Annotated in this window: 19 protein-coding genes and 2 pseudogenes; 2 read left to right on the plus strand and 19 right to left on the minus strand. The window is 60.6% G+C overall.

The annotated features are described in order from the left end of the window. Positions 1–139: 139 nt before the first annotated feature. From ACTX90_RS03460 to ACTX90_RS03470, 3 genes are all read right to left on the minus strand, one after another. Positions 140–1,672, minus strand: a complete 1,533-nt coding sequence (locus ACTX90_RS03460) for a deoxyguanosinetriphosphate triphosphohydrolase family protein (RefSeq protein WP_047118352.1) — start codon at positions 1,670–1,672, stop codon at positions 140–142. Positions 1,673–1,832: 160 nt separating this feature from the next. Then, positions 1,833–2,507, minus strand: a complete 675-nt coding sequence (locus tag ACTX90_RS03465; RefSeq protein ID WP_047118353.1) for a GntR family transcriptional regulator — start codon at positions 2,505–2,507, stop codon at positions 1,833–1,835. A gap of 59 nt (positions 2,508–2,566) precedes the next feature. Then, positions 2,567–3,493 (minus strand): 2-hydroxyacid dehydrogenase, encoded by a 927-nt coding sequence (locus tag ACTX90_RS03470; protein ID WP_047118354.1) that lies wholly within the window; start codon positions 3,491–3,493, stop codon positions 2,567–2,569. A 143-nt stretch (positions 3,494–3,636) separates the two neighbouring features. Here ACTX90_RS03470 and ACTX90_RS03475 point away from each other — a divergent pair, with 143 nt between their 5' ends. Further along, the gene (locus tag ACTX90_RS03475; RefSeq protein ID WP_152666779.1) at positions 3,637–3,831 is read left to right on the plus strand and encodes a hypothetical protein; all 195 of its coding nucleotides are present in this window, start codon (positions 3,637–3,639) and stop codon (positions 3,829–3,831) included. Between the two features lie 67 nt (positions 3,832–3,898). Here the strand turns inward: ACTX90_RS03475 and ACTX90_RS03480 are convergent, their stop codons facing one another. The 7 genes and pseudogenes from ACTX90_RS03480 to merA all read right to left on the minus strand — a co-directional run bounded on the left by ACTX90_RS03480 (position 3,899) and on the right by merA (position 10,428). Further along, a complete protein-coding gene (locus ACTX90_RS03480) occupies positions 3,899–4,642 on the minus strand; it encodes an SDR family NAD(P)-dependent oxidoreductase (RefSeq protein ID WP_047118355.1) in 744 nt (247 codons plus the stop codon). Positions 4,643–5,109: 467 nt separating this feature from the next. Continuing rightward, positions 5,110–5,358: a YdeI/OmpD-associated family protein gene (locus ACTX90_RS03485; RefSeq protein ID WP_353579999.1), complete on the minus strand. Its 249-nt coding sequence runs from the start codon at positions 5,356–5,358 to the stop codon at positions 5,110–5,112. Beyond that, positions 5,359–5,676, minus strand: coding sequence for a YdeI/OmpD-associated family protein (locus ACTX90_RS03490; protein ID WP_353580000.1), 318 nt, complete (start codon positions 5,674–5,676; stop codon positions 5,359–5,361). Positions 5,677–5,760: 84 nt separating this feature from the next. Then, a pseudogene (locus ACTX90_RS03495) lies at positions 5,761–6,609 on the minus strand (Y-family DNA polymerase); the annotation flags it as partial. A gap of 491 nt (positions 6,610–7,100) precedes the next feature. After that, positions 7,101–7,892, minus strand: a complete 792-nt coding sequence (locus ACTX90_RS03500) for a cytochrome c biogenesis CcdA family protein (RefSeq protein WP_047118359.1) — start codon at positions 7,890–7,892, stop codon at positions 7,101–7,103. 237 nt (positions 7,893–8,129) lie between these two features. Beyond that, the gene (locus ACTX90_RS03505; RefSeq protein WP_047118360.1) at positions 8,130–8,723 is read right to left on the minus strand and encodes a recombinase family protein; all 594 of its coding nucleotides are present in this window, start codon (positions 8,721–8,723) and stop codon (positions 8,130–8,132) included. Between the two features lie 274 nt (positions 8,724–8,997). Beyond that, positions 8,998–10,428, minus strand: a complete 1,431-nt coding sequence (merA, locus tag ACTX90_RS03510; protein ID WP_443443124.1) for a mercury(II) reductase — start codon at positions 10,426–10,428, stop codon at positions 8,998–9,000. Positions 10,429–10,534: 106 nt separating this feature from the next. Between merA and ACTX90_RS03515 the strand changes: the two genes are divergently transcribed. Then, complete coding sequence (locus ACTX90_RS03515) at positions 10,535–10,924, plus strand: heavy metal-responsive transcriptional regulator (RefSeq protein ID WP_047118362.1); 390 nt, start codon at positions 10,535–10,537, stop codon at positions 10,922–10,924. A 266-nt stretch (positions 10,925–11,190) separates the two neighbouring features. Here ACTX90_RS03515 and ACTX90_RS03520 read toward each other — a convergent pair. From ACTX90_RS03520 to ACTX90_RS03560, 9 genes and pseudogenes are all read right to left on the minus strand, one after another. Further along, positions 11,191–11,460, minus strand: a pseudogene (locus ACTX90_RS03520) (TlpA family protein disulfide reductase); the annotation flags it as partial. Between the two features lie 191 nt (positions 11,461–11,651). Continuing rightward, positions 11,652–12,284, minus strand: coding sequence for a multicopper oxidase domain-containing protein (locus tag ACTX90_RS03525; protein WP_443443126.1), 633 nt, complete (start codon positions 12,282–12,284; stop codon positions 11,652–11,654). Between the two features lie 30 nt (positions 12,285–12,314). After that, positions 12,315–13,178: a multicopper oxidase family protein gene (locus tag ACTX90_RS03530; RefSeq protein ID WP_443443128.1), complete on the minus strand. Its 864-nt coding sequence runs from the start codon at positions 13,176–13,178 to the stop codon at positions 12,315–12,317. A gap of 284 nt (positions 13,179–13,462) precedes the next feature. Beyond that, a complete protein-coding gene (locus ACTX90_RS03535) occupies positions 13,463–14,140 on the minus strand; it encodes a GNAT family N-acetyltransferase (RefSeq protein WP_047118363.1) in 678 nt (225 codons plus the stop codon). Beyond that, positions 14,137–15,012, minus strand: a complete 876-nt coding sequence (locus ACTX90_RS03540) for a F510_1955 family glycosylhydrolase (protein ID WP_443443129.1) — start codon at positions 15,010–15,012, stop codon at positions 14,137–14,139. The genes ACTX90_RS03535 and ACTX90_RS03540 overlap by 4 nt, the downstream gene beginning before the upstream one ends. A gap of 84 nt (positions 15,013–15,096) precedes the next feature. Beyond that, positions 15,097–15,702: a DUF305 domain-containing protein gene (locus tag ACTX90_RS03545; protein WP_047118365.1), complete on the minus strand. Its 606-nt coding sequence runs from the start codon at positions 15,700–15,702 to the stop codon at positions 15,097–15,099. Positions 15,703–15,823: 121 nt separating this feature from the next. Beyond that, entirely contained in the window at positions 15,824–16,297 is a 474-nt protein-coding gene (locus tag ACTX90_RS03550) for a DUF6153 family protein (RefSeq protein ID WP_353580001.1), read from the minus strand. A 100-nt stretch (positions 16,298–16,397) separates the two neighbouring features. Then, entirely contained in the window at positions 16,398–18,470 is a 2,073-nt protein-coding gene (locus ACTX90_RS03555) for a copper-translocating P-type ATPase (protein ID WP_231735995.1), read from the minus strand. A 277-nt stretch (positions 18,471–18,747) separates the two neighbouring features. Then, positions 18,748–19,155 carry a four-helix bundle copper-binding protein gene (locus ACTX90_RS03560; protein ID WP_038992381.1) on the minus strand — a complete coding sequence of 136 codons (408 nt, stop codon included), beginning with the start codon at positions 19,153–19,155 and terminating at the stop codon, positions 18,748–18,750. Positions 19,156–19,277: the final 122 nt, after the last annotated feature.

Consider the following 19,277-nt stretch of genomic DNA (forward strand, 5'->3'; position numbering starts at 1 on the left):
CAGCCGCCTTCGGAAAGATGGAACTTTCCGAAGGCGGCTGTTTCTATGCGTGCGAAGCTGGGAGCCGTTGCTGCCGCAACGGCAGCCCCGTTCCCAGCCGCTGGGCAGCAGCTGGGAACGGGGCTGCGCGCATGCCGGTCTAGAGTCCCCGGCCGGCTTCCCACAAATTGTCTGCTGTGCCGGTGAGCAGCGCGTTCAGCGATACCGCCTGGGCATCGGTGAACGAGGCGATGTAGTCCACGATGGCCCGCGCCTGCCCCAGACGCTGCACTTCGTCCGGGCCCGCCTGGAGGAACAGGTGCGGGCTGACTTCGCGCAGCTGCCGGTATTCCTCCGTGGTGGCCTCCACCGAGTCCAGCAGGCGGCGCGGGGCGCGGCCTGCGTCGTCGGGGTCGTTGAGCCAGCCATGGAAGCCTTCGGCCAGCGAGCGGATGATGCGGGTCTGTCCGCGCTGGTACACGGCCAGATCCGGGCGTTCGAGCACGAAGCGGGAATGCACGAACTTCAATACGATGACGTCATGCCAGGCGGCGTCGCCGAGCCTGACGTGGCCGCTGCGCACGGTCGGGGTGCGTTCCACAGACACCGACTCCTGCAGCCTGTCGATCCAGCGCCGGGTGAAGGCGGTGACCGCCCGGTCCGCTTCCAGGCCGCCGTCATAGGGCACTGCGAGCAGGCCTTCAACCAGGTCGTGCCCGACCCTTTCCACGGATTCACGGAAGGCATCTGCTTCGGCGATCCATGGATCCTTGGCGCGGGTGCGCCGCCAGGTCAGTTCCAAGGCATGGCCCGGGTGGCGCGCATCCAGCTCGGACTGCTTCAAGCTGTTCAGCTGCGTGGAATGCTCCAGCCAGGCGCGCAGCTCGGCGGAGACGCTGGTGTACTGCAGCACCCCTGCACGGTAGAAGTCGTCGAGGTCGTGCACCGCGTAGGCGATGTCGTCCGCGATATCCATGACCGAGCTTTCCACGGTCTGCTGGTACTTGGCGATGCCCGGGAAGACCGAGAGCACGTCCCGCATTTCGTCGGCATCCACGTCATAGGCGGAGAACTTCACGGCCCCGGCGGCAGGGTCGATGCCCACGCCGCGCGGCAGCAGTTCCGGTGCCAGCGGGGCCAGGGCGCGCCACTCGTTGCGGGTCCACGGGTACTTCAGCACCGCCGCGCGCACGGCCCGAGTGAGGTTCATGCCGCGCGCGGTCGCGTCGCAGCTGTCCAGCGCGGTGAGGATGCGGAAGGTCTGCGCATTGCCCTCGAAACCGTCCGGAAGCCGGAGCACGCTGCGGGCCACCCGGTCCAGTTCCTGCTCGCCCAAATGGCCGAACGGCGGGTGGCCGAGGTCGTGCGCCGCCGCGGCGGCCTGCACGACCACCGGGTCGCAGCCACCCAACTCGCTGACTAGTCTTCTAGTTGCTTCGTCAGCTGTCCGCAGCCTGATGGCGATAGAGCGGGCCACCGCGGACACCTTGAGCGAATGGGTCAGCCGATTGTGCACCAGCGTGCCGGAGCCCGCCTGCGGGATCACCTGGGTGACCGAAGACAGACGCGAAAAATAGGGGGAGAAGCGGATCCGCTCGATATCGACGCGGAATTCGTCCTCGTTGGCTACTCGCGGCTCGGCGATGGCTCGGTCGCGGCCGCCGCTCTGGTGTGTTTTTTCCCTGATATCCATCGTAGGATCCAGCCTAGATGACACCGGGCAGGGAGGGATGGTTTGCTGGTGGTTGCGTGTCTGAAGTGGACGGAGCCGCCACGGCAAAGCCCAGTCGAGCAGGTGCCGTGGCAGCCAAGGGTCGAAGCCCGTTGCGCTGCAGGGGCGGCGTGCGCCGCGACTAGCCGTTGGAGGGTTCGGGGCGGTCGGCCCAGATGCCCCTGCTGTGCGTCAGGTGCTTCTTCATCAGTTCGGCGGCGAGTTCGCCGTTGTGGGAGATGATCGCCTCGAGGATCTCCATGTGCTCGACCGCGGACTCTGTCAGGTCTCCGTGGTCTGCGAGTTTTTGCAGTCCTTGCATCCGCGCCTGGTCGCGGAGCTGCTCGACGGTGTTCACGAGGCGCCGGTTCCCCAGAGTCTGAAGCAGCGCCTTGTGGAATAACCGGTCGCTGTCCAGGAAAGACCGTACATCGCCTGCCTCGGCGGCCAAAACGATGTCCTCGGCGAGGGTGCGGAAAGGGCCGGGGTCGCGGTCTCCGAATTTCTCTGCGGCTTCCCGCATGGCCGGAACTTCAAGCATGGTGCGGATCTTGAAAATTTCATCCAAATCCTGGTCGGTCAGCTGCGGGACGCGGAATCCCTTGTTCCTGATGACCTCGACGATGCCCAAGTTGGCCAGATCCATGACCGCTTCGCGCACCGGAGTGATGGAGACGCCGAGCTCGGCGGCGACCTTGACCACGCTTTCCACCTGCCCGGGCGCAATGTCGCCCATGACAATTGAGGTGCGAATGGCGTTGCGAGCCTGCTCCCTGAGGCTGACAGCTCTCAGGGGAGGGCGGCTGCTGGTAGTCATACTACTTGTTTACCATGTTCATTCGGCGGGATATTCATTCTAGAACCAGGGAAGCACTTCTAGCTCCGGTCGGCCACGATGTTGAACGGCTCGTCACCGGCAAGCAGTCCCCGGACCTGGCGGACCGCCAGCTCGCTGACCAGCTTGAGGAATTCTCCGGTGTCGCCGGCCATATGAGGGGTGACCAAGCAATTCGGTGCGGTCCACAGCGGGTGCCCGGAGGGCAGGGGTTCCGGATCGGTGACATCCAACGCCGCCCGGAGGCGCCCCTTGTCCAGCTCCTGCAGCAGAGCCTCGGTGTCGACGATGGGGCCGCGGCCTATATTGACCAGCAGCGCGCCGTCGCGCAGGCGTGCAAGGAACTCTGCATTGACCAGTTTCTCGGTTCGGGCGGTATGGGGCAAGGCTACGATGACGACATCCGCCTGCGGAAGCAGTGCTTCGATGGCGTCGATCCCGTGGACGAGCGTGCCATCATCCAAGGTTCTGGACTTCGACGCCACCGTAATGACCTGTGCAGGTCTGAACGGGGCAAGACGCTCGGCAATGGCACTGCCGACTCCTCCGGCTCCCAGCAGCAGGACCACCGAGCCGTGCAGGGAGGATGTCCAGATGCGTTCCCAGTGCTGTTCACACTGTTGTTCCAGGGCTTTGGGCAGCTCACGCAGGCTGGCCAGGATCAAGGCAAGGCAGTGCTCCGCCGTGGCGTCTTCCACCGCGCCGCGGGAGTTGGTCAGCGTGGCGTGCTGCGGCAGATGCTCTAGCACCCACTCGTAGCCGATGGACAAGAGGTGCACGTGGCGCAGTTCCTTGATGCGGGCAACACGCGATCGCAGCTCGGGGTTCGACGGGCGCTCGGTGACCAGCACCTCGGCTTCCGGCGCATCCTCGGGATCGTCGTTGATATGCCAGAGGATCGGTTCAATCCCGGGAATCTGCAACGCGTCGACGAGTCGCTGCCAGGGGACGAGAACACGCAAGGTCACGGTACTTCCAATCTTCGGTAGGTATCTGGCTATTGTGTCCCGTTGCCTTGCGGCGGGACAAACCGGGGGTCGAATTGGAAGCGCAAAGAAATATTTGTCGTCATTCATCGGTGCAGAAATGATCCAGCGGATAGAATCTGGCCATGACCCAAACTTCAGAGCGCGCTGGCCGGAAGGCCACAGCAGGTTCCACCACAACGATGGTTGTCGGCTGGACACTGGTATTGATCGGCTTGGGCATATTCGTGCTGGGCGAACCGGTGGGCGGCGGACTGCTGGTGGTGTCCGGGGCCGTGCTTCATGCGGGCGCGATGATTGCCGAGTCCGTCAGACGCTAGGCCTTTAAACAGTTCAGGCCCCGGGGCAATATCCCGGAGCCTGAAATGTAGGAAAGAGGTCTAGAGGTTAGTAGAGCTTATTGGCACCACCATCTGCCATGAGAGTCTGGCCGGTGACGTACTTGGCGTCATCCGAAAGCAGGAATGCGACAACCGGTGCGACGTCGGTCTCGGGATCGCCGAAGCGGCCCAGCGGAACCTTGGTCAGCGACTGCTCGTACAGGTCTGGGAAGGCCTGGCTCCAGGCCTTGACGCCGTCGGTCAGTGCCATTGGCGAAACCACGTTGACGCGGATGTTGTTGGCCGCCCATTCGTTGGCGGTCACGCGGGACAGGCCGCGGATGGCTTCCTTGGCCGAGGCGTAGGCGGCCTGGGTCGGCTGGCCCACCATGGCCGAGCCGGAGCCGAAGTTCACAATCGAACCACCGTTGTCCTTCAGGTGAGGGTAGGCGGCGAGCATGAACTGGCGGGTGGCCAGGAAGCCGGTGTTGAACGAGAGATCCCAGGCAGCTTGGTCCAGGTCGGTGAACGGTGCCTGGCGGGAAGCGTGCGCGTTGTTGACCAGGCCGTTCAGTCCGCCGAAGTTCTCCACGGCTGCGGCAACGGCTGCATCTGCGGTTTCCTGCTTGCTGACGTCGCCGGCGATGAAGGCCAGCGAGTCGCCGACTTCTTCCTTGAGCTTGGCTCCCGCTTCGGCGTTGAGGTCCACTGCGACGACCTTGGCCCCGCGGCGGAGCAGGACGCGGCTGATGGCCCCGCCGATGCCGGACGCGCCACCCGTAACAATGATGACCTTGCCTTCAAGCTGCATGCTGAACTCCCTTCGAAAATCATGGCGATCCGAGGTAGCTCATCTCGGGTCGGTGGGGGCGACCCCCTGAATAACTCAGAGTCTACTCGCTATATTCGACAGCTCGTAGAAAAGGTCACCTAAGTCAATCGTTCAGCTGACCGCGGAGCAAAACCCTTGTCTGATCAAGGGTTTCGCGATTCAATCCAGAGGCGAATCGCTCCAACCTGGTGCTTCTGGTTTCCTCGGATCTGGCAATCATCAGTTGATGCAGGATGCGGTACCTCGGCTGCGATTTCAATGAGGTGAAATTCTGGGATCAGCAAGAGCCCGACGACTAGAATGGTCCTTTGTTTTCCCTCACAGATTTCCTCATGGTCTACGCATATGAAACGGGTGTGGAGAGCACTTAAAGGATTCTTCATGAAGCCGAGTCAAGCCGCCAATAGACCATGCGGAAATACTTGGACATCGTTATTCAGCGCGCGTCACTCGGACTCTTCGCCCAATTGCGCAATAAAACGTGCGATGCGCGCAGCCCTGGTCCTCTCGGTCTTGGCAATCATCAGCTGATGCAGGATGTGATAGCGCGGCTGGGACTTCAGTGCTTCGAAGGCGGCTTTGGCGGCTGGCTGCGCATCCAAGGCACGTTGCAGGTCCTCGGGAACCTGAGCCGTCGCTTGCCCTTGGTAGGCGCCGTCCCACCTGCCGTCGGCCTTCGCCTTGTCGATCTCCACCTATCCGCGTGGGCGCATCCTGCCCTGCTCGATCAGCGCTGCCACGAATTGCGTGTTTTTCTCCGACCAGACTGACGCCTTGCGGCGGGGAGTGTAGCGCTGCAGGAATGTTGCTTCGTCGCGGCTGCGGCGCTGCCCGTCGATCCATCCGCTGCACAATGCTTCTTGCAGCGCGTCGGCAACCATCAGGGATGTTGGTTCGGTGGTGCCCTTCTTGGCTACGAGCAGCCAAACTCCGTCGCTGGTTTCTTCATTCTCGTCAAGCCAGGCACGCCATGCAGCGACATCTTTGAGGATCAGCGGGTTGTCATAGTCCATGGCAACTATTGTGAAGTGAATCTTTCCCGTTGGAAACAGTGGGGCTGAAAGCTTGTGCAGACGTGCGGAGGCTTGCTGCGCTTAAATCCCCATCACCTGCTCCATCCCCACCCTGTCAGTGATCGGATCGGAGAAGCTGCGGGAGAGGATCAACTGATCCTTAATCACCCGTTCTTCTTCCATCGGAATGCAGGGAATCCCGCGCAGCTCTAAAACGGTGCGCATCTGCACAATGGAGAACTTATCCCTGATCCGCACCTCGTTCGCATCCCGGAGGTCTTTAGCCGTCCAGATCCCTAACGCGCGCAGCCGTTTGGTCAGCCGGGGGCCGATACCCCACACCTCAACTACCGGCAGACGCGCCAGCAGGTTCTCGGTGGTCTGCGCTGGGGCCCGATCCCACACGCACACCCCACCCAGTTCCTTGATGTGCTTCGCCGTCTTATTGGCTAGCTTTGCGAGAGTCTTGCTTTTCGAGATGCCTACGCAGACGGGTAAACCGGTCAGCCGGAACACCTCCGCCTTGATCTGCTCACCAAGGGTTTGCAGCTCATCCAGGGTGCCGGACACGCCCAGGAACGCTTCGTCAATGGAATAGACCTCCACCCAGGCCGAGAAGCGGCCCAACAGTCTCATGACGCGGGTCGACATTTCCCCATACAGCTCGTAATTAGAGGACTTCGCGACCAGCCCGAGGCGGTCAGCGTCGGCCGCGAGTTTGAACCAGGGCGCACCCATCTCAATCCCCAGGGTTTTGGCTTCGCTGCTGCGCGCGACCGCGCAGCCATCATTATTGGACAGCACGATCACCGGGCGGGCTTCGAGCTTCGGGTCAAAGACACGTTCGCAGGAGACATAGAAGCTGTTCACGTCCACGTGTGCGATGTATTCGCCCCGCTGTGCCGGGTCGGGGGAGTCTATGTTGGTAACCATCGGTATCACTTTCGTTGATATTCGCTAAGAAGAGTTGACCCAATGACACCTTTATTGAACCCATGATCTATCTAAGCGAATTGGTTTCTTAAAATATAGAACATAGGTTTGACAGTTTGGATAAATAAATGGGTAGCCACCTCGAACTCTTCGCGAGGTGCCTACCCATAAGGTGGTTGTTATTTCTTGCTTGAGATTCGGTGAATCCATGGAGGAATCCGAGGGTGACCGGCTGTGGTTCACCGCAGCATCTTCGGGTAACAATCACAGCGACTCGGCCATATCTGGACGGCTCTGGCCTCATCGGAAAAGATTAGTAACCAATACTTTGTCGCCGATTCTGGGTTTACCAAGTGCCGGAGAAGAACTATGCCTAGCTACAGCGACGGTTCAGCAGCAGAGTGTCGGTATACACGCTGGTGGGCTGTGTTCAGAGCGAGTGCCACATGCCTGTCCAGGCAGTAGCTGTGACCATTACATCTTTTGTGCCATTAGATGGGCAACCTGATCTCATTGGCGAACCAGTCCTGCAATTGCGTCACCCAGGAGCCCCACAGGCCGGTGGCCATCAGAATTCCAAGAAGAATCAAGATGCCGCCGCCCGCGCGCATGATCGATAGCTGGTGCCGACGCAGGAACTTCATGGCACCCATTCCGCGTCGCAACCCCACTGCGATGAAAAGGAATGGCAGCCCCAGCCCCATGCAATAGAAGAATGTCAGTAAGGCGCCCTTCGCAGGGTTGGGGTCAAGGCCGGTACTCATTGTCAACACTGCGGCAAGTGTGGGTCCGATACAAGGTGCCCAACCAAGCCCGAAGGTCACACCCAGTACCGGGGCACCCCACAAGCCAGCCGGTGGTTTGCGGTGCATCTTCGCGTCGCGTTGCATGAAAGAAAATCCACCCATGAACACAATGCCCATGAAAATCACCAGCACACCGAGAAGCTGAGTGACCCAGGCACCTTCGAACCGCATCCATGCGGCGATTTGAGAAAAGACCACTCCGGCGAGCACGAAGACGGCAGTGAATCCGAGGATGAACAGAGCAATACCCGCGACCATGCGGCCACGTTTCTGCTCGACGAGATCAGCACCAGATAGCCCAGTCACGTAGCCAAGATAACCCGGAACCAAAGGAAGAACGCACGGCGACAGAAACGAGACGAGGCCGGCAAGGACGGCCACGGGAACCGCAAGCAGCAAGGATCCATCTTGGATAACCTCAGCAAAAGGGTTGCTCTGGACCGAAATTGCCAAGGTGGTGGTGAGCGGCAAATTCATCACAGCGACTCGGGGTCTGGGGAAGATCCTTACGGAAATTCACGCTAAGGACGGACCGGTATTGATTTCGTATGTGGATGTTGAAATTTGGCCTGTAGGACCATCGTTACAGCGGTTGGCGCTAAGCGTATGATCCTGGTCCCCAGCTGAGGGTGAAGTTAATGACGCTCGCGGAGGTTTTTCTCTTCGGACATGTGCCGTTCAGAATTTGACCGCACTCCGCAGAGAAATCAGCGATCACTGGCCCTTGACGGATCCGGAGTCTTGCCCGAGATGGCGGTAGAGCGTCGCGCGGCTCCACCCGACCAAGCGTGCTGCGTCCTCTGCGGTGCGTCCCCTCGCGCGGGCGTCCTTCGCGATCGCGAGCTTGTCCGCGATCACGGCCGGGTCCGAGAGCGGCCGGCCGAAACGGGTGCCCGATTGCCGGGCCGCGGCGATCCCTGCGTTGACGCGCTCAACGATCAGCTCACGCTCATACTCAGCCAAGGAAGCCAGCAGGTTCAGCATTATCCGCCCGGTCGAGGTCGCCGGGTCGATCCCGTCCGAAATAGACCGGACCTGCACACCGCGTTCGCGCAGCAGGTTCACGGTGTTCAGCACATCGATCAAGGAACGGCCGAGCCGGTCGACCCGCCAGACCACCACGGTGTCCCCGGCCTCGGCGTATTCCAGCAGCTTCTTCATCCCGGGCCGCTCGATCGCCGTCCTGCTGCCGGAGGTGACATCGGCGAACACATCCCGCTTTTGCACCCCGTCCTTGAGAAGCGCGTCGAGCTGCAACTGCGCATCCTGGCTCGAAGTACTCACACGCGTGTATCCCAAATGTCTCACATGGCCATTTTGTCTCAAAAACTCTTGGATGCCAACCTCGTAAGACGTTTTACGGCAAGACGACTTTTTGGAACAAACTGCCTCCCGGGACTTCAATGCGACCGATTGCCAAAGTTGGTGCAGTTCTTATGTCTCAAAAAGCTTTAGGTTTTCAAGACGCCTCGCGACCGTCAGCGGTTGGTCTGACCGCTTTCCCCTGTCGGTAGGTGCGCCACTGCGGTTGTAGTGCAGCGGACACCTGAGATTGAAGTCCTCTGCTTCAGGTGGGTTTCGCTTAGGCGCAGCAGGACAGTTTGGCGACGTCGGTGGTGAAGGCCTTGGCGACGATCCTGATGCCCTCGGCCATCGTCAGGTAGGGGCTCCAGGCGGCGGCGACCTGTGCGACTGTCATCCCCGCTTCGAGGATGTAGACGCCGGCGGCGGCCAGTTCCCCGGCGTCCCTGGCGACGGTGGAAATGCCCAGGATCCGTCCGGTGCCGAGCTCGGCGACGACCTTGATGAAGCCGCGGGTGTCGCGGTTGACCACGGCTCGCGGCACGTACTCCAGGGGCAGGACCCGGCACTCGCAGCGGATCCCGGCAGCGACGGCTTCCTTCTCCGTCATGCCGACCGACCCGATGGCGGGACTGGTGAAGGTGACCCGGGGCAGGTGCCGGTAGTCAACCTCGGCGACGGCGTCGGTGAACGCATTGTCCACGGCCAGGGCGCCGTGGGCCGCGGCGACGTAAACGAACTCCCGGTGTCCGGCCACGTCCCCGGCAGCCCAAATGCGCGGGTTGGACGTGGCCAGGCGGGAATCAATCACGATCTCGCCCGTGGCGCCGGTCTTCACGGCGACGGCGTCAAGATTCAACCCGTCGATGACGGGGCGTCGGCCTGTGGCCACCAGGAGCCGGGATGCCCGGAACGTTTCCCTGCCGCCGGCCACGGATGCCGAGACCAGGACCCCTCCGTTGGCGTGATCGCGCTCCACAGTCTCCGCGGAGGCCCGCCGGACCACCCGGATCCCCTCGTCGGCAAAAACTTCGGCCAATGCCTTGGATGCCTCCGGTTCCTCCTGCGAGGCCAGCCGGGAACGGACCAGCATGGTCACCCGGGAACCGAGCCGGGAGAAAAGCTGCGCCATTTCCAGGGCAACATAGCCCCCGCCCATGATCAGCATTGATTCGGGGATCTCGTCCAGTTCCATCGCCGTCGTCGAGGTCAGGTACCCTGTCTCGTCCAGTCCAGGGACGGGAGGCGTCCAGGGGGCGGAGCCGGTGGCCACGAGATAGTGGTCGGCCTCGATCGTTTTTTCGGCACCGTCCGGGGAGGCGACCCGGAGTCGGGGTTCGTCCTGGGTTCCGGTGAACGAGGCCTCCCCTTCGAGCATGGTCCACCCGTGGTCGGCGGCCAGTTCAATGTACTTTTCCGTTCGCATGCTTTCCACCAGCGCGGCCTTGCCCCGGATCAGGGCCGGCATGTCCACCGGGCCCGCCGAGGCCGCCACCCCGGGGAAGCGGGCCGCGTCCAACGCCACGTGACGTGCCTCCGCGGCGGCCAGGAGCGCCTTTGAGGGCACGCACCCGGTGTTCACGCACGTCCCGCCCACGGTGCCGCGCTCCACCATCACGACCCGCTTGCCCAGTCCGGTGGCCCGGATCGCGGCCGCAAACGCGCCGCCCCCGGAACCAACAACCGCCAAATCGAACTGTTCGTTGCTCATCAAGATACCTCTTCACTGTCGTTCAAGACTTCCCATGAACCATCATGAACCTTCCAGTACAATGGAAGGTCAAGTTGGGTGGCCACCGAAGGAGGAATCGGGGAACATGAGGATCGGACAGCTCGCGGAAGCAACAGGCACGACGACCAAGACCCTGCGGTTCTACGAGGAGTCGAGGCTACTCCCTCCCGCCGAGCGCCTGGCATCCGGCTATCGGGACTACGCCGAGGATGCCGTGGGGCAGGTCGCGTTCATCCACCGCGGACAGGCCGCCGGGCTGACCCTCGGCCAGATCCGCCAGATCCTGAAGATCCGCGAGCACGGCCAGACACCGTGCTCGCACGTCCAGGGCCTGCTCGGGCAGCGCCTCGGGGAACTCGATGCCCAGATCGCCGAACTCCTGGCCCTCCGGGAAACCATTTTCCAGCTCCACGAAAAGGCAAGCAAGCCGGAGCCGGATTCCTGCTCCGCCGACCAGGTCTGCCGCTACATCTGATCGATGTCCCACCCCGCTGGTTGCGGGTCGCGCGGCCGGGAATACCTGCCAGGCGTTAAAGGTGGGCGCCCATGGACCGCGCATCCCCACGAGGGCTTGGCGGCTTCATGGTCGCCCGTTGGACTGGCGCCGGGGCGGGCCGAAGCACCTTCCGAGGTTTGTGGCTACGACATTTAGCGTTGAAAACCACACGTTTCATCAGGCTTACGTCTGTTTGGGGTTTACCCTAACAAGTCATTTGAGGCCTAGCGCGCAATTTCACGTCGTTACTCCCGAAACCCCGACTCCTGAAGGGTATCTATCAGGGCCTTAAGCGTGGCCTTTTCGGCCGCTCCAAGGACACGTGACGCGACCCGTCCCTGTTTGTCGAGCACCAGCGTGGTGGGCACTGCCTGCAATGGGACATATTGGGTCATAGCCAGCCGGATTTCACCTTGGGTGTCTTGCACCGATGGGTATGAGATCCCAAAAATGCGCTCGAAGGCTTGTGCGGCTTCTTTCTCGTCACGGATATTGATGCCGATAAATTCGGCCTTCACTTTAACTAAGGCAGCAAGCATGCCGGCGCGCAAGCAGGTACGCCGTCCCAAGCGCTGTGCTTGGGACTCGCTGAGGGTTTTCATGTTGTCAGACTCCTGAGAGGTTTGCAGAGACGGTTTGTGAGATCGGCGCCGGTTTATACATGGTTGTAGAACTGGATTTATGCACATGCCCATGGTTTCGTGAGCTACTTGACGTAGGAGAATACTCCCATCATGCCGCGTTCCGCATGATAAGCATTGTGGCAATGTGTGAGCCATTGGCCCGGGTTATCGGCATCAAATTGGACGGTGACAGTTTCCCGTGGACGGACAATCACGGTGTCCTTTCGTGCCCCGGACTGCCCGATTTGGAAGGTATGGCCGTGGATGTGCATCGGGTGCCACATGTCGGTGTCGTTGATGAATTTCACTTCCACGCGCTGTCCTTCTTTCAGATCAAAGGTATGCTCAAAGGGCTTGGCCATGTCGAAACGATGGCCGTTGATGCCCCAGTCGTAGTTCTCCATTCCGCCGGTCAACCGCAGCTCGTGGACTTGGTCCGGCGTCTTGACCGCAAGATTCACGGAAGGGTCGGCGGTGAGCTGTCCACCGTCAACGATCTCTCCGGTCAAGGCCGTCGGGAGATCACCCTTTCTTGGGGCCGTACCTGTCCCGGTTGCAATGAGACCGTAGGCCATTTGGGCTTTCCCTTCGGCCAAGGCCAACAACGGTGTGAAACCATCTTGGATCGTCAAAAGCGCGTCGATGCGCTCTCCCATGCCCAAGACGACGGCGTCAACCTCAGCGTGAACGACCGGGAATCCATCGGTATGGGTCACGATAAGTTTCTGTTTCGGAACTCCGACCCGCTAGGCAGTGTCGCCCGCGGCGTTGACAATACGCAATCGAACTCGATCCCCGGGTTGTGCCATAAAAACCTCGGGTTTTTCGATGGTGGTGCCGTTGAACAAATGCAACGGATAGGCCACGTCACCGGCATCTCCGCCCAAAAAATCGCTGGTTGCACCCATGAGCATATGGCCCATCACCATGCCGCCGTCTTCGCTACCGTGGCTCATTCCACTCATCGGTGCCATCCCCTTAGCGAGCTCCTTCATCGCTTCATCAGGCGTTCCGGTGACACCATCAAGCCAGTCATCCAAGACGATCACCCACTCCTTGTCGTACTGCAATGGTTCTTGCGGATCATCAATGATCAGAGCGCCATAGAGGGCGCGTTCGCGCTGCATCTCGACGTGGGAGTGATACCAATACGTGCCGGGATGTGCCAGCTTGAAGTCATAGGAATAACTGGTCGCAGTCTCCACTGCCTCCTGTGTGAGTCCCGGCACGCCGTCGGCGTTGTTGCGTAAGGCAAGACCGTGCCAGTGGATGCTGGTGGATTCAGGAAGCTCATTGGTGAGGTTCAGGTTGAGCTGGTCACCGACCATGCCACGTAGTGTGGGGGCGACCAGCTTCTTGTCGTATCCCCATGTAGTGATCTTCTCTCCGGCCATTGCCGTGCTTATCGACTCTGCCTTCAGCGTTTTCGTGACCGTCTTTCCGGTACTGGGGCGCAAGTTTTCGACTTCTGCGATGAGCGGGTCGGTGGGCAGGACTCGGGACACCCCGGTGGAGTTCTGGGCCTTGGGTGCGCAGGCGCTTAGGGCAGCAGCTGCGGTCGTGGCAATGGACAGTCCAAGGAAGGAACGTCGGTTGAATTGGTAAGTCATGAAGCAGTCCTTTATGAAGTGTGAGTCTTGGGGGAGCATAGGAAAATAGAGGATGGCGGCCAGCTCGTGGCACGCAGTCAATCCAACGGATTACGGTTTTTACGCAGCCTCATGCCGCTTTGGTGGTCCGCCGTGTCTGCAATGCCGCTGGCCGCCGTCTGGTATTTCGACTCCTAGCTCTCTGATCTTGGAGGAACACGGTGCCTAAGAGCTAACCTGCGGTGATTAGAGATCGTGACCGACGTTCGGCGGGTCGTTGATCTGGCCGAAGCCTACATTTCCGGTTACTGAAGATAGCGGTGGTAGATACTGGTTGCCATTCCATCCTTGGAGAATCGCTGCTCGACGCATGTCCAACCGTGCTTCTCATAGAATTTACCTGCCCCGTTGGCACCGGCCGCGGTGGCGAGCTCGGCCAACCTAGCATGGTCCGCTGTTGCACGTTTAAGGAATGCGTCCATCAGAAAAACGCCTATTCCTTCACCACGCCGATCTGGCAACACCACAAGTGATGTAATGACAGCAGGCGACGGTATCACTCTGTCGCTGGATACCGGGCTAGCGGTGCGTCCTAGCAGACGACGGGCATAGGGACGTGCGCGGGTGCCCAGAAAATGTAGAAGTACACGTGGCCGGATGGAGAGCGCCGCGAGACCCGAGAGGAGAAGTCCCCACTTCTGGTTGGCTAGTACGTCAGCGATGTGGCGGACTTGGTTGGTCGAGCCAATTAGGAAGCCTATTGGCTGTTCATCGTCACTCACGGCGACAAGGGCAATCCCGAATCGTTCGGTGAGGAACGTTTTCATCCAACGACGTACGAAGTGGTTTCCTAAGTGGGGGAATAATCCATCTGGAAGGTAGCGGATCATGTCCGAGGCCATCCTGCTCAGGTCTTGTTCTGTGGCATCTCTGATGACGACAGGTGAGCCGGTGCCGGGATTCTTTGAGGTTATTCGGCTCATGGGGTTTTCTCGGTGAAAGTCGCTCCGTCGTCCGTGGAGTGTGAGATACCCGTACTGGTGGCCACCCAGATCCGCACGTGTCCGCCATCGTCGCCGGTGGCGGCAATGGCAGCCGGTTGCCCGGTGACGACTCCAGCAGTCTTTTGCCAAGTGCGTCCGGCATCGCGGCTGAGCTGTACCGCACCATCCGGTTCCACTCCGACGACGACCGATTTGCTGGCAAAAGCGGTCAGCAGCAGGACCGGAGCGTCTTGGGGTAAGGTCCAGGTTTTCCCGCCATCTTCAGAACGGTGTACTCCTTGTTCGGTGGTGGCCAGCACGACTTGGGACAGCGGGCTTCCGGCGAGATGATAGGGCTGGATGCCGGCATCTATGGTGTTCCATGTGACCGTGTCATCGGTCACCCGCAGTGTGCCGTCAAAACCGATGACGCTCTCGCCGGTGACGGCCAAGGCGTGGAAATCGGATTTGCCTTGAAGAGAGAGCGGTTCCCACGTGGACCCGCCATCAGTTGATCGGATCAAACCCGCCGGGTCGGGCAGACCGGTCTCAGTCGACGGGTGCCCGGAAGCGTAATACTCGTCTTTTCCGGCGGTGGCGAATCCCATCAGGTCAATGGTGGGCCCGATTTTCTGCGGTTCGTCAGCTGTGGCATCGAAGAGTCCCTCATGGGTGGCCAAATGGATGCACCCGGAATCCGGGTCAACGCTCATGCCGTGGACGTGGCTGAAGACTGCGACGCTGGCAGCTTCTTGCGCAGCGGGTCCTTCGCTGATTGACTGCGTGCAGCCCGTGAGTAGGGCCATAGAGAGCGCGGCGACGGACAAGACTGCGCGTTTTTGAGCGCGCAAAAGTGAGTTCTGTGTAAGCATGGTGGTTCCTTGAATCAATCAGAAGTGCTGCTCAGATGGGTCAGGGGAGGCGGCACCCTAGGCAGCAGCGGCAACGTGGAGTCTTTAGAGGTCGGCTAGCAGGGTCTTCATGGCCTGAATTTCGGTTCCCTGGCTGGAGACAACATCCTTAGCCAGCTCGACGGCTGCAGGATTCGATCCGTTGGCGACTTCGTCCTCAGCCATAGTGATGGCCCCCTCATGGTGGGCGATCATTTGGGTCAGGAACAACCGCGAAGCTTCGGTGCCCTGGGTGGCTTCGAGGTTGGAAAGGTCCTCCGGGGTCATCATCCCGTCCATCTCATGGCTTCCGGACATCTTCATAGGCTCGCCCCAGGTCTGGAGCCAGTCGTTCATTTTCTTGATTTCCGGCCCCTGGGCGGCTTTGATGTCCTGGGCAAGCTCGGTAACCCGGGGATCCAGGTTTTTCTTGGCCAGCATGATGTCGCTCATCTGGACAGCCTGTTCGTGATGAGGCGTCATCATCTGCGCGAACATGGCATCGGCACTATTGTGGTCGGCTGCAGCATCGGAGGCCGACGTCGGCATGCTGCCATGATCCATGCCGGACATAGTGCTTTCAGGTTCGGTGGTGCCAGCGTCCGTGGAGCATCCGGACAGGACGAGTGCTGCTGCAAGAGCGGTTGCCGAAATGGAAGTCAGGCGTTTCATGTGGGTATTCCTTCAAAGTGTTCTCAAACGGGGTATCCATCAATACCCGGCCAAGACGGCACACAAGGGTGCGCACGAATAGCCGGAGCTCTCCCCGGTATGGGGAAAGCGGCCGGCGTTTTTATGTGCGACTGATAGAGAGTTCGATGAGTGAGGGAGTCCACGGCAACCGGTTTGCCGGTGCAGGCATGACTGGCGGGGCGCGCAGCCCCTTGCCAGGAATAATGAACCAACGCTTAGGAAGAAACCACAAGACGGCCAGGACAATGACTATGAGTACGCACATGGCAGCCATGAGATGATGTTCGCCATTGCATGGCCCGTAGCAGGTACTATCTGCCTCGCCACCGACCGTCCCATCTGTGGCCATTACGGGTGGACCGTGATCGTGGGAGACTGCTTGGTGCGCAGAGGTCGCGCTCAGACCAGCAGTATCTGGCGCTTGGTGGGACGTTCCTAAGACATGCATCCCCAAGATTCCGAGGATGATTCCGGCCAAACCCAGCATAAGAATAACCGGGCGGCGGCCAGCAGGATTGTCCGGTGCAGAGACAAGCAGAGACAGGAAACGACGAGGCGTCATAACCTGATTCATCGCATCCTGCCTTTCCACCTGAGTGAAGGTTTTTCATCTCAAGGGTACTGGCGCATCCTGTGCCCGGCAAAAGAAAGCGCTTGAAACTGGTCTAGTGTGATTAATGTATGGTGTCTGGATCGAGATTGATGCGTCGCAGCAATTGGGCGTTGAGCGCGACCACGATGGTGGACAGGGACATCAGGATCGCTGCGATGGCCGGAGAGATCGACACCCCAGCAAACGCCAGTGCTCCGGCAGCCAGCGGGACCGCAATCACGTTATAGCCGGTGGCCCACGCCAGGTTCTGGATCATCTTGCGGTAGCTGGCTCTGGATAGTTCCAGCATAGACATCACCGCCCGCGGGTCGTTGCCGGCCAAGACAACCCCCGCCGATTCTATTGCCACATCGGTGCCGGCACCGATGGCAATGCCAACCTCGGCCCGAGCCAGTGCTGGGGAGTCGTTGACCCCGTCCCCGACCATGGCCACTTTCAGGCCGCGGGCCTGCAGCTCGGCAACCTTCTTATCCTTGTCCTGGGGCAGGACTTGGGCGAAGACCTCGTCGATGCCCAGCTTTCCAGCCACTGCTTCGGCGACCTGCTGCGCATCACCGGTGATCATCGCGACTTTGAGGCCCCGGGACTGCAACGCGGCAACGGCCTGGCGGGAATCGGCGCGGATCTCATCTTCCAAACTCAGGGCACCAATCACTTGCCCAGCACGAACCACGTGGAGTACGGAGGCGCCTCGCTCGACCCAAGGCTGAGTCTGCTCCTGCAGTTCTCGCGGGATCGTCAGGGCTTGGGAGTCAAGCAAGTTCGGTCCGCCGATCATGATGTCGGCTCCATCGACGTTGGCGGTCACGCCACGCCCGGTCAGCGAGGTAAATTCGGTTGCAGTCGGAATCCGGATGTCTCGGGCCCGGGCCGCTGCGACGATAGCCCGGGCCGAGGGATGTTCGCTGTCCGCCTCAACTGCGGCCGCCAGTGCCAGCAAGTCGTTATCGCTGAGACCAGGGGCTGTGGCAATGCCGGTCAGAGCAGGCTGGCCCAGAGTTAGAGTGCCGGTTTTGTCGAAGAGGACCACATCGATGGTGCGCATCCGTTCCAAGGCCATGCGGTTCTTGATCAGCACTCCAGCCCGTGCCGCCCGTTCGGTGGAGATCGCGATGACCAGTGGAATGGCAAGGCCCAGTGCGTGCGGGCAGGCGATGACCAGAACGGTGACGGTGCGGATAACCGCCTCGTTGGGACTGCCCAGGAGCACCCAGGTGAGGAAAGTGATGATGCCGGCGCCCAGAGCGAAGTAGAACAGAAAAGCCGCTGCACGGTCCGCTAGCGCTTGGGCTTTCGAGGAGGAGGCCTGGGCCTCAGAGACCAGACGCTGGATTCCGGCTAGAGCGGTATCTGACCCGACGGCTGCCACCTTGATGCGCAGGGAGCTGTCCGTGGCCACAGTGCCGGCCACTACGCTGTCTCCGGGACCTCGCGGTACGGTCTTGGATTCGCCGGTGATCATCGATTCGTCCAGTTCCGCTTGGCCTTCGGTGATTTCCCCGTCAGCAGGCAGCCGGCTACCGGAGCGGACCAGTACGATATCGCCGACGGATAGATCGCTGATTCGTACTGTGTCCGTGCCCTCTGCGGTGACGCGTTCGGCTTCATCAGGTAGCAGTTCTGCCAGAGCATCTAGTGCGCCGCGCGCCGAGCCTAGGGCGCGCATCTCGATCCAGTGGCCCAGAAGCATGATCACTACCAGCAGGGCCAGTTCCCACCAGAAGTCGAGGTTGAAGTTGCCGATGCCTAGCGTGGTGATCCACGAGGAGAGAAAGGCGATAGTGATTGCCAGCGTGATCAGCAGCATCATTCCAGGCTGCTTGCTGCGCAGTTCTTTCCAGCCGCCCTTCAGGAAGGGCAGTCCTCCGTAGAACAAGATCACCGATCCGAGCACCGGAGCGATCCAGGCGGCGCCGGGGAAGTCCGGGATCTGATAGCCGAAGAGGTGGGCGAACATCGGGCTGAAAATTACCACCGGGATTGAGAGTGCCAGGCTCAGCCAGAACTTATTCTTGAACATCGCGGTACTGTGTCCTGCGTGCTCGCCGTGGCTGTGGACGGCGTGTTCATCGTCAACTGCCGAATGCGCATGGCCAGCCGGCGTCGCCTGGCCATGAGTCGGCTGTTCAGACATCGGGTGTCCCGTGTGACTGTCTTTGGATGCGAGAGTGCGACCCCCGTGCCCAGGGGAGACTGAGTGGCCGTGTTCCCGGTTCTCCGGTGCGTGGTTCATGATGGCTTCCCTCCTGGACCCCCGAGGGCGGCCTCGAATTCTCGTCTGAATACGCCGGCCCTAACACTGGCGGCAACCGCCCGTTAAGTCCCGCGTAGGTTCAGAATATACCCCATGGGGGTATAAATCGAGTTTTCTGACAAGACTCATCTGTCCACTCGTGCCCAACAACAGACGATTAGCCGATGGCCGCCAACAGCAGGGCACAAGCTTTTTCGCACCGGCGGCAAGCTTCAGCGCAGACCTGGCAATGCTCGTGCATGCCAGCATGCTTCTCGCATTCGGTGGCACACTGCTGGCAGGCTGTCCGGCAGGCTTCAAGCATTGCCTTGACTGCCGATGGGTTCTGGCCGGTTTGGCGGGTCAGCACGTTGACGGTGGCGTTGCAGATATCGGCGCAGTCGAGATTGGTCCGGATGCAGAGACGCAACTCGGCGACCATGTCTTCGGCCAAGCACGCGTCGGCACACGCGGTACAGCTCTGGGCGCATTCGAAACAGGCGGCGATACAGTCCGCAAGCTTTTGAAGGACCGGGTCATTGGGTTTGTTGGGGTGGGTTTTCAGCATGGAGATGATGTGACTCATTGATTTTGCTCCTTAGTCTCGATGGATACCGCGGACGCTACCACTTTGAGATCGTGAACTGAAGCCTTTAAGCAACTTGTACAGTAGCGCAACAAACACGACCCCGCATGAGCGTCGGATAC

Origin of the sequence: Glutamicibacter soli (genome assembly GCF_052322135.1) — a bacterium.
GTDB lineage: Bacteria > Actinomycetota > Actinomycetes > Actinomycetales > Micrococcaceae > Glutamicibacter > Glutamicibacter soli.

Coding starts and splice junctions, on each gene's coding strand:
- ACTX90_RS03460 (WP_047118352.1), bottom strand. CDS start 1,672: ATGGATATCAGGGAAAAAACACACCAGAGCGGCGGCCGCGACCGAGCC.
- ACTX90_RS03465 (WP_047118353.1), bottom strand. CDS start 2,507: ATGACTACCAGCAGCCGCCCTCCCCTGAGAGCTGTCAGCCTCAGGGAG.
- ACTX90_RS03475 (WP_152666779.1), top strand. CDS start 3,637: ATGACCCAAACTTCAGAGCGCGCTGGCCGGAAGGCCACAGCAGGTTCC.
- ACTX90_RS03480 (WP_047118355.1), bottom strand. CDS start 4,642: ATGCAGCTTGAAGGCAAGGTCATCATTGTTACGGGTGGCGCGTCCGGC.
- ACTX90_RS03490 (WP_353580000.1), bottom strand. CDS start 5,676: ATGGACTATGACAACCCGCTGATCCTCAAAGATGTCGCTGCATGGCGT.
- ACTX90_RS03500 (WP_047118359.1), bottom strand. CDS start 7,892: ATGAATTTGCCGCTCACCACCACCTTGGCAATTTCGGTCCAGAGCAAC.
- merA (WP_443443124.1), bottom strand. CDS start 10,428: ATGAGCAACGAACAGTTCGATTTGGCGGTTGTTGGTTCCGGGGGCGGC.
- ACTX90_RS03515 (WP_047118362.1), top strand. CDS start 10,535: ATGAGGATCGGACAGCTCGCGGAAGCAACAGGCACGACGACCAAGACC.
- ACTX90_RS03530 (WP_443443128.1), bottom strand. CDS start 13,178: ATGACTTACCAATTCAACCGACGTTCCTTCCTTGGACTGTCCATTGCC.
- ACTX90_RS03535 (WP_047118363.1), bottom strand. CDS start 14,140: ATGAGCCGAATAACCTCAAAGAATCCCGGCACCGGCTCACCTGTCGTC.
- ACTX90_RS03540 (WP_443443129.1), bottom strand. CDS start 15,012: ATGCTTACACAGAACTCACTTTTGCGCGCTCAAAAACGCGCAGTCTTG.
- ACTX90_RS03545 (WP_047118365.1), bottom strand. CDS start 15,702: ATGAAACGCCTGACTTCCATTTCGGCAACCGCTCTTGCAGCAGCACTC.
- ACTX90_RS03550 (WP_353580001.1), bottom strand. CDS start 16,297: ATGAATCAGGTTATGACGCCTCGTCGTTTCCTGTCTCTGCTTGTCTCT.
- ACTX90_RS03555 (WP_231735995.1), bottom strand. CDS start 18,470: ATGTCTGAACAGCCGACTCATGGCCAGGCGACGCCGGCTGGCCATGCG.
- ACTX90_RS03560 (WP_038992381.1), bottom strand. CDS start 19,155: ATGAGTCACATCATCTCCATGCTGAAAACCCACCCCAACAAACCCAAT.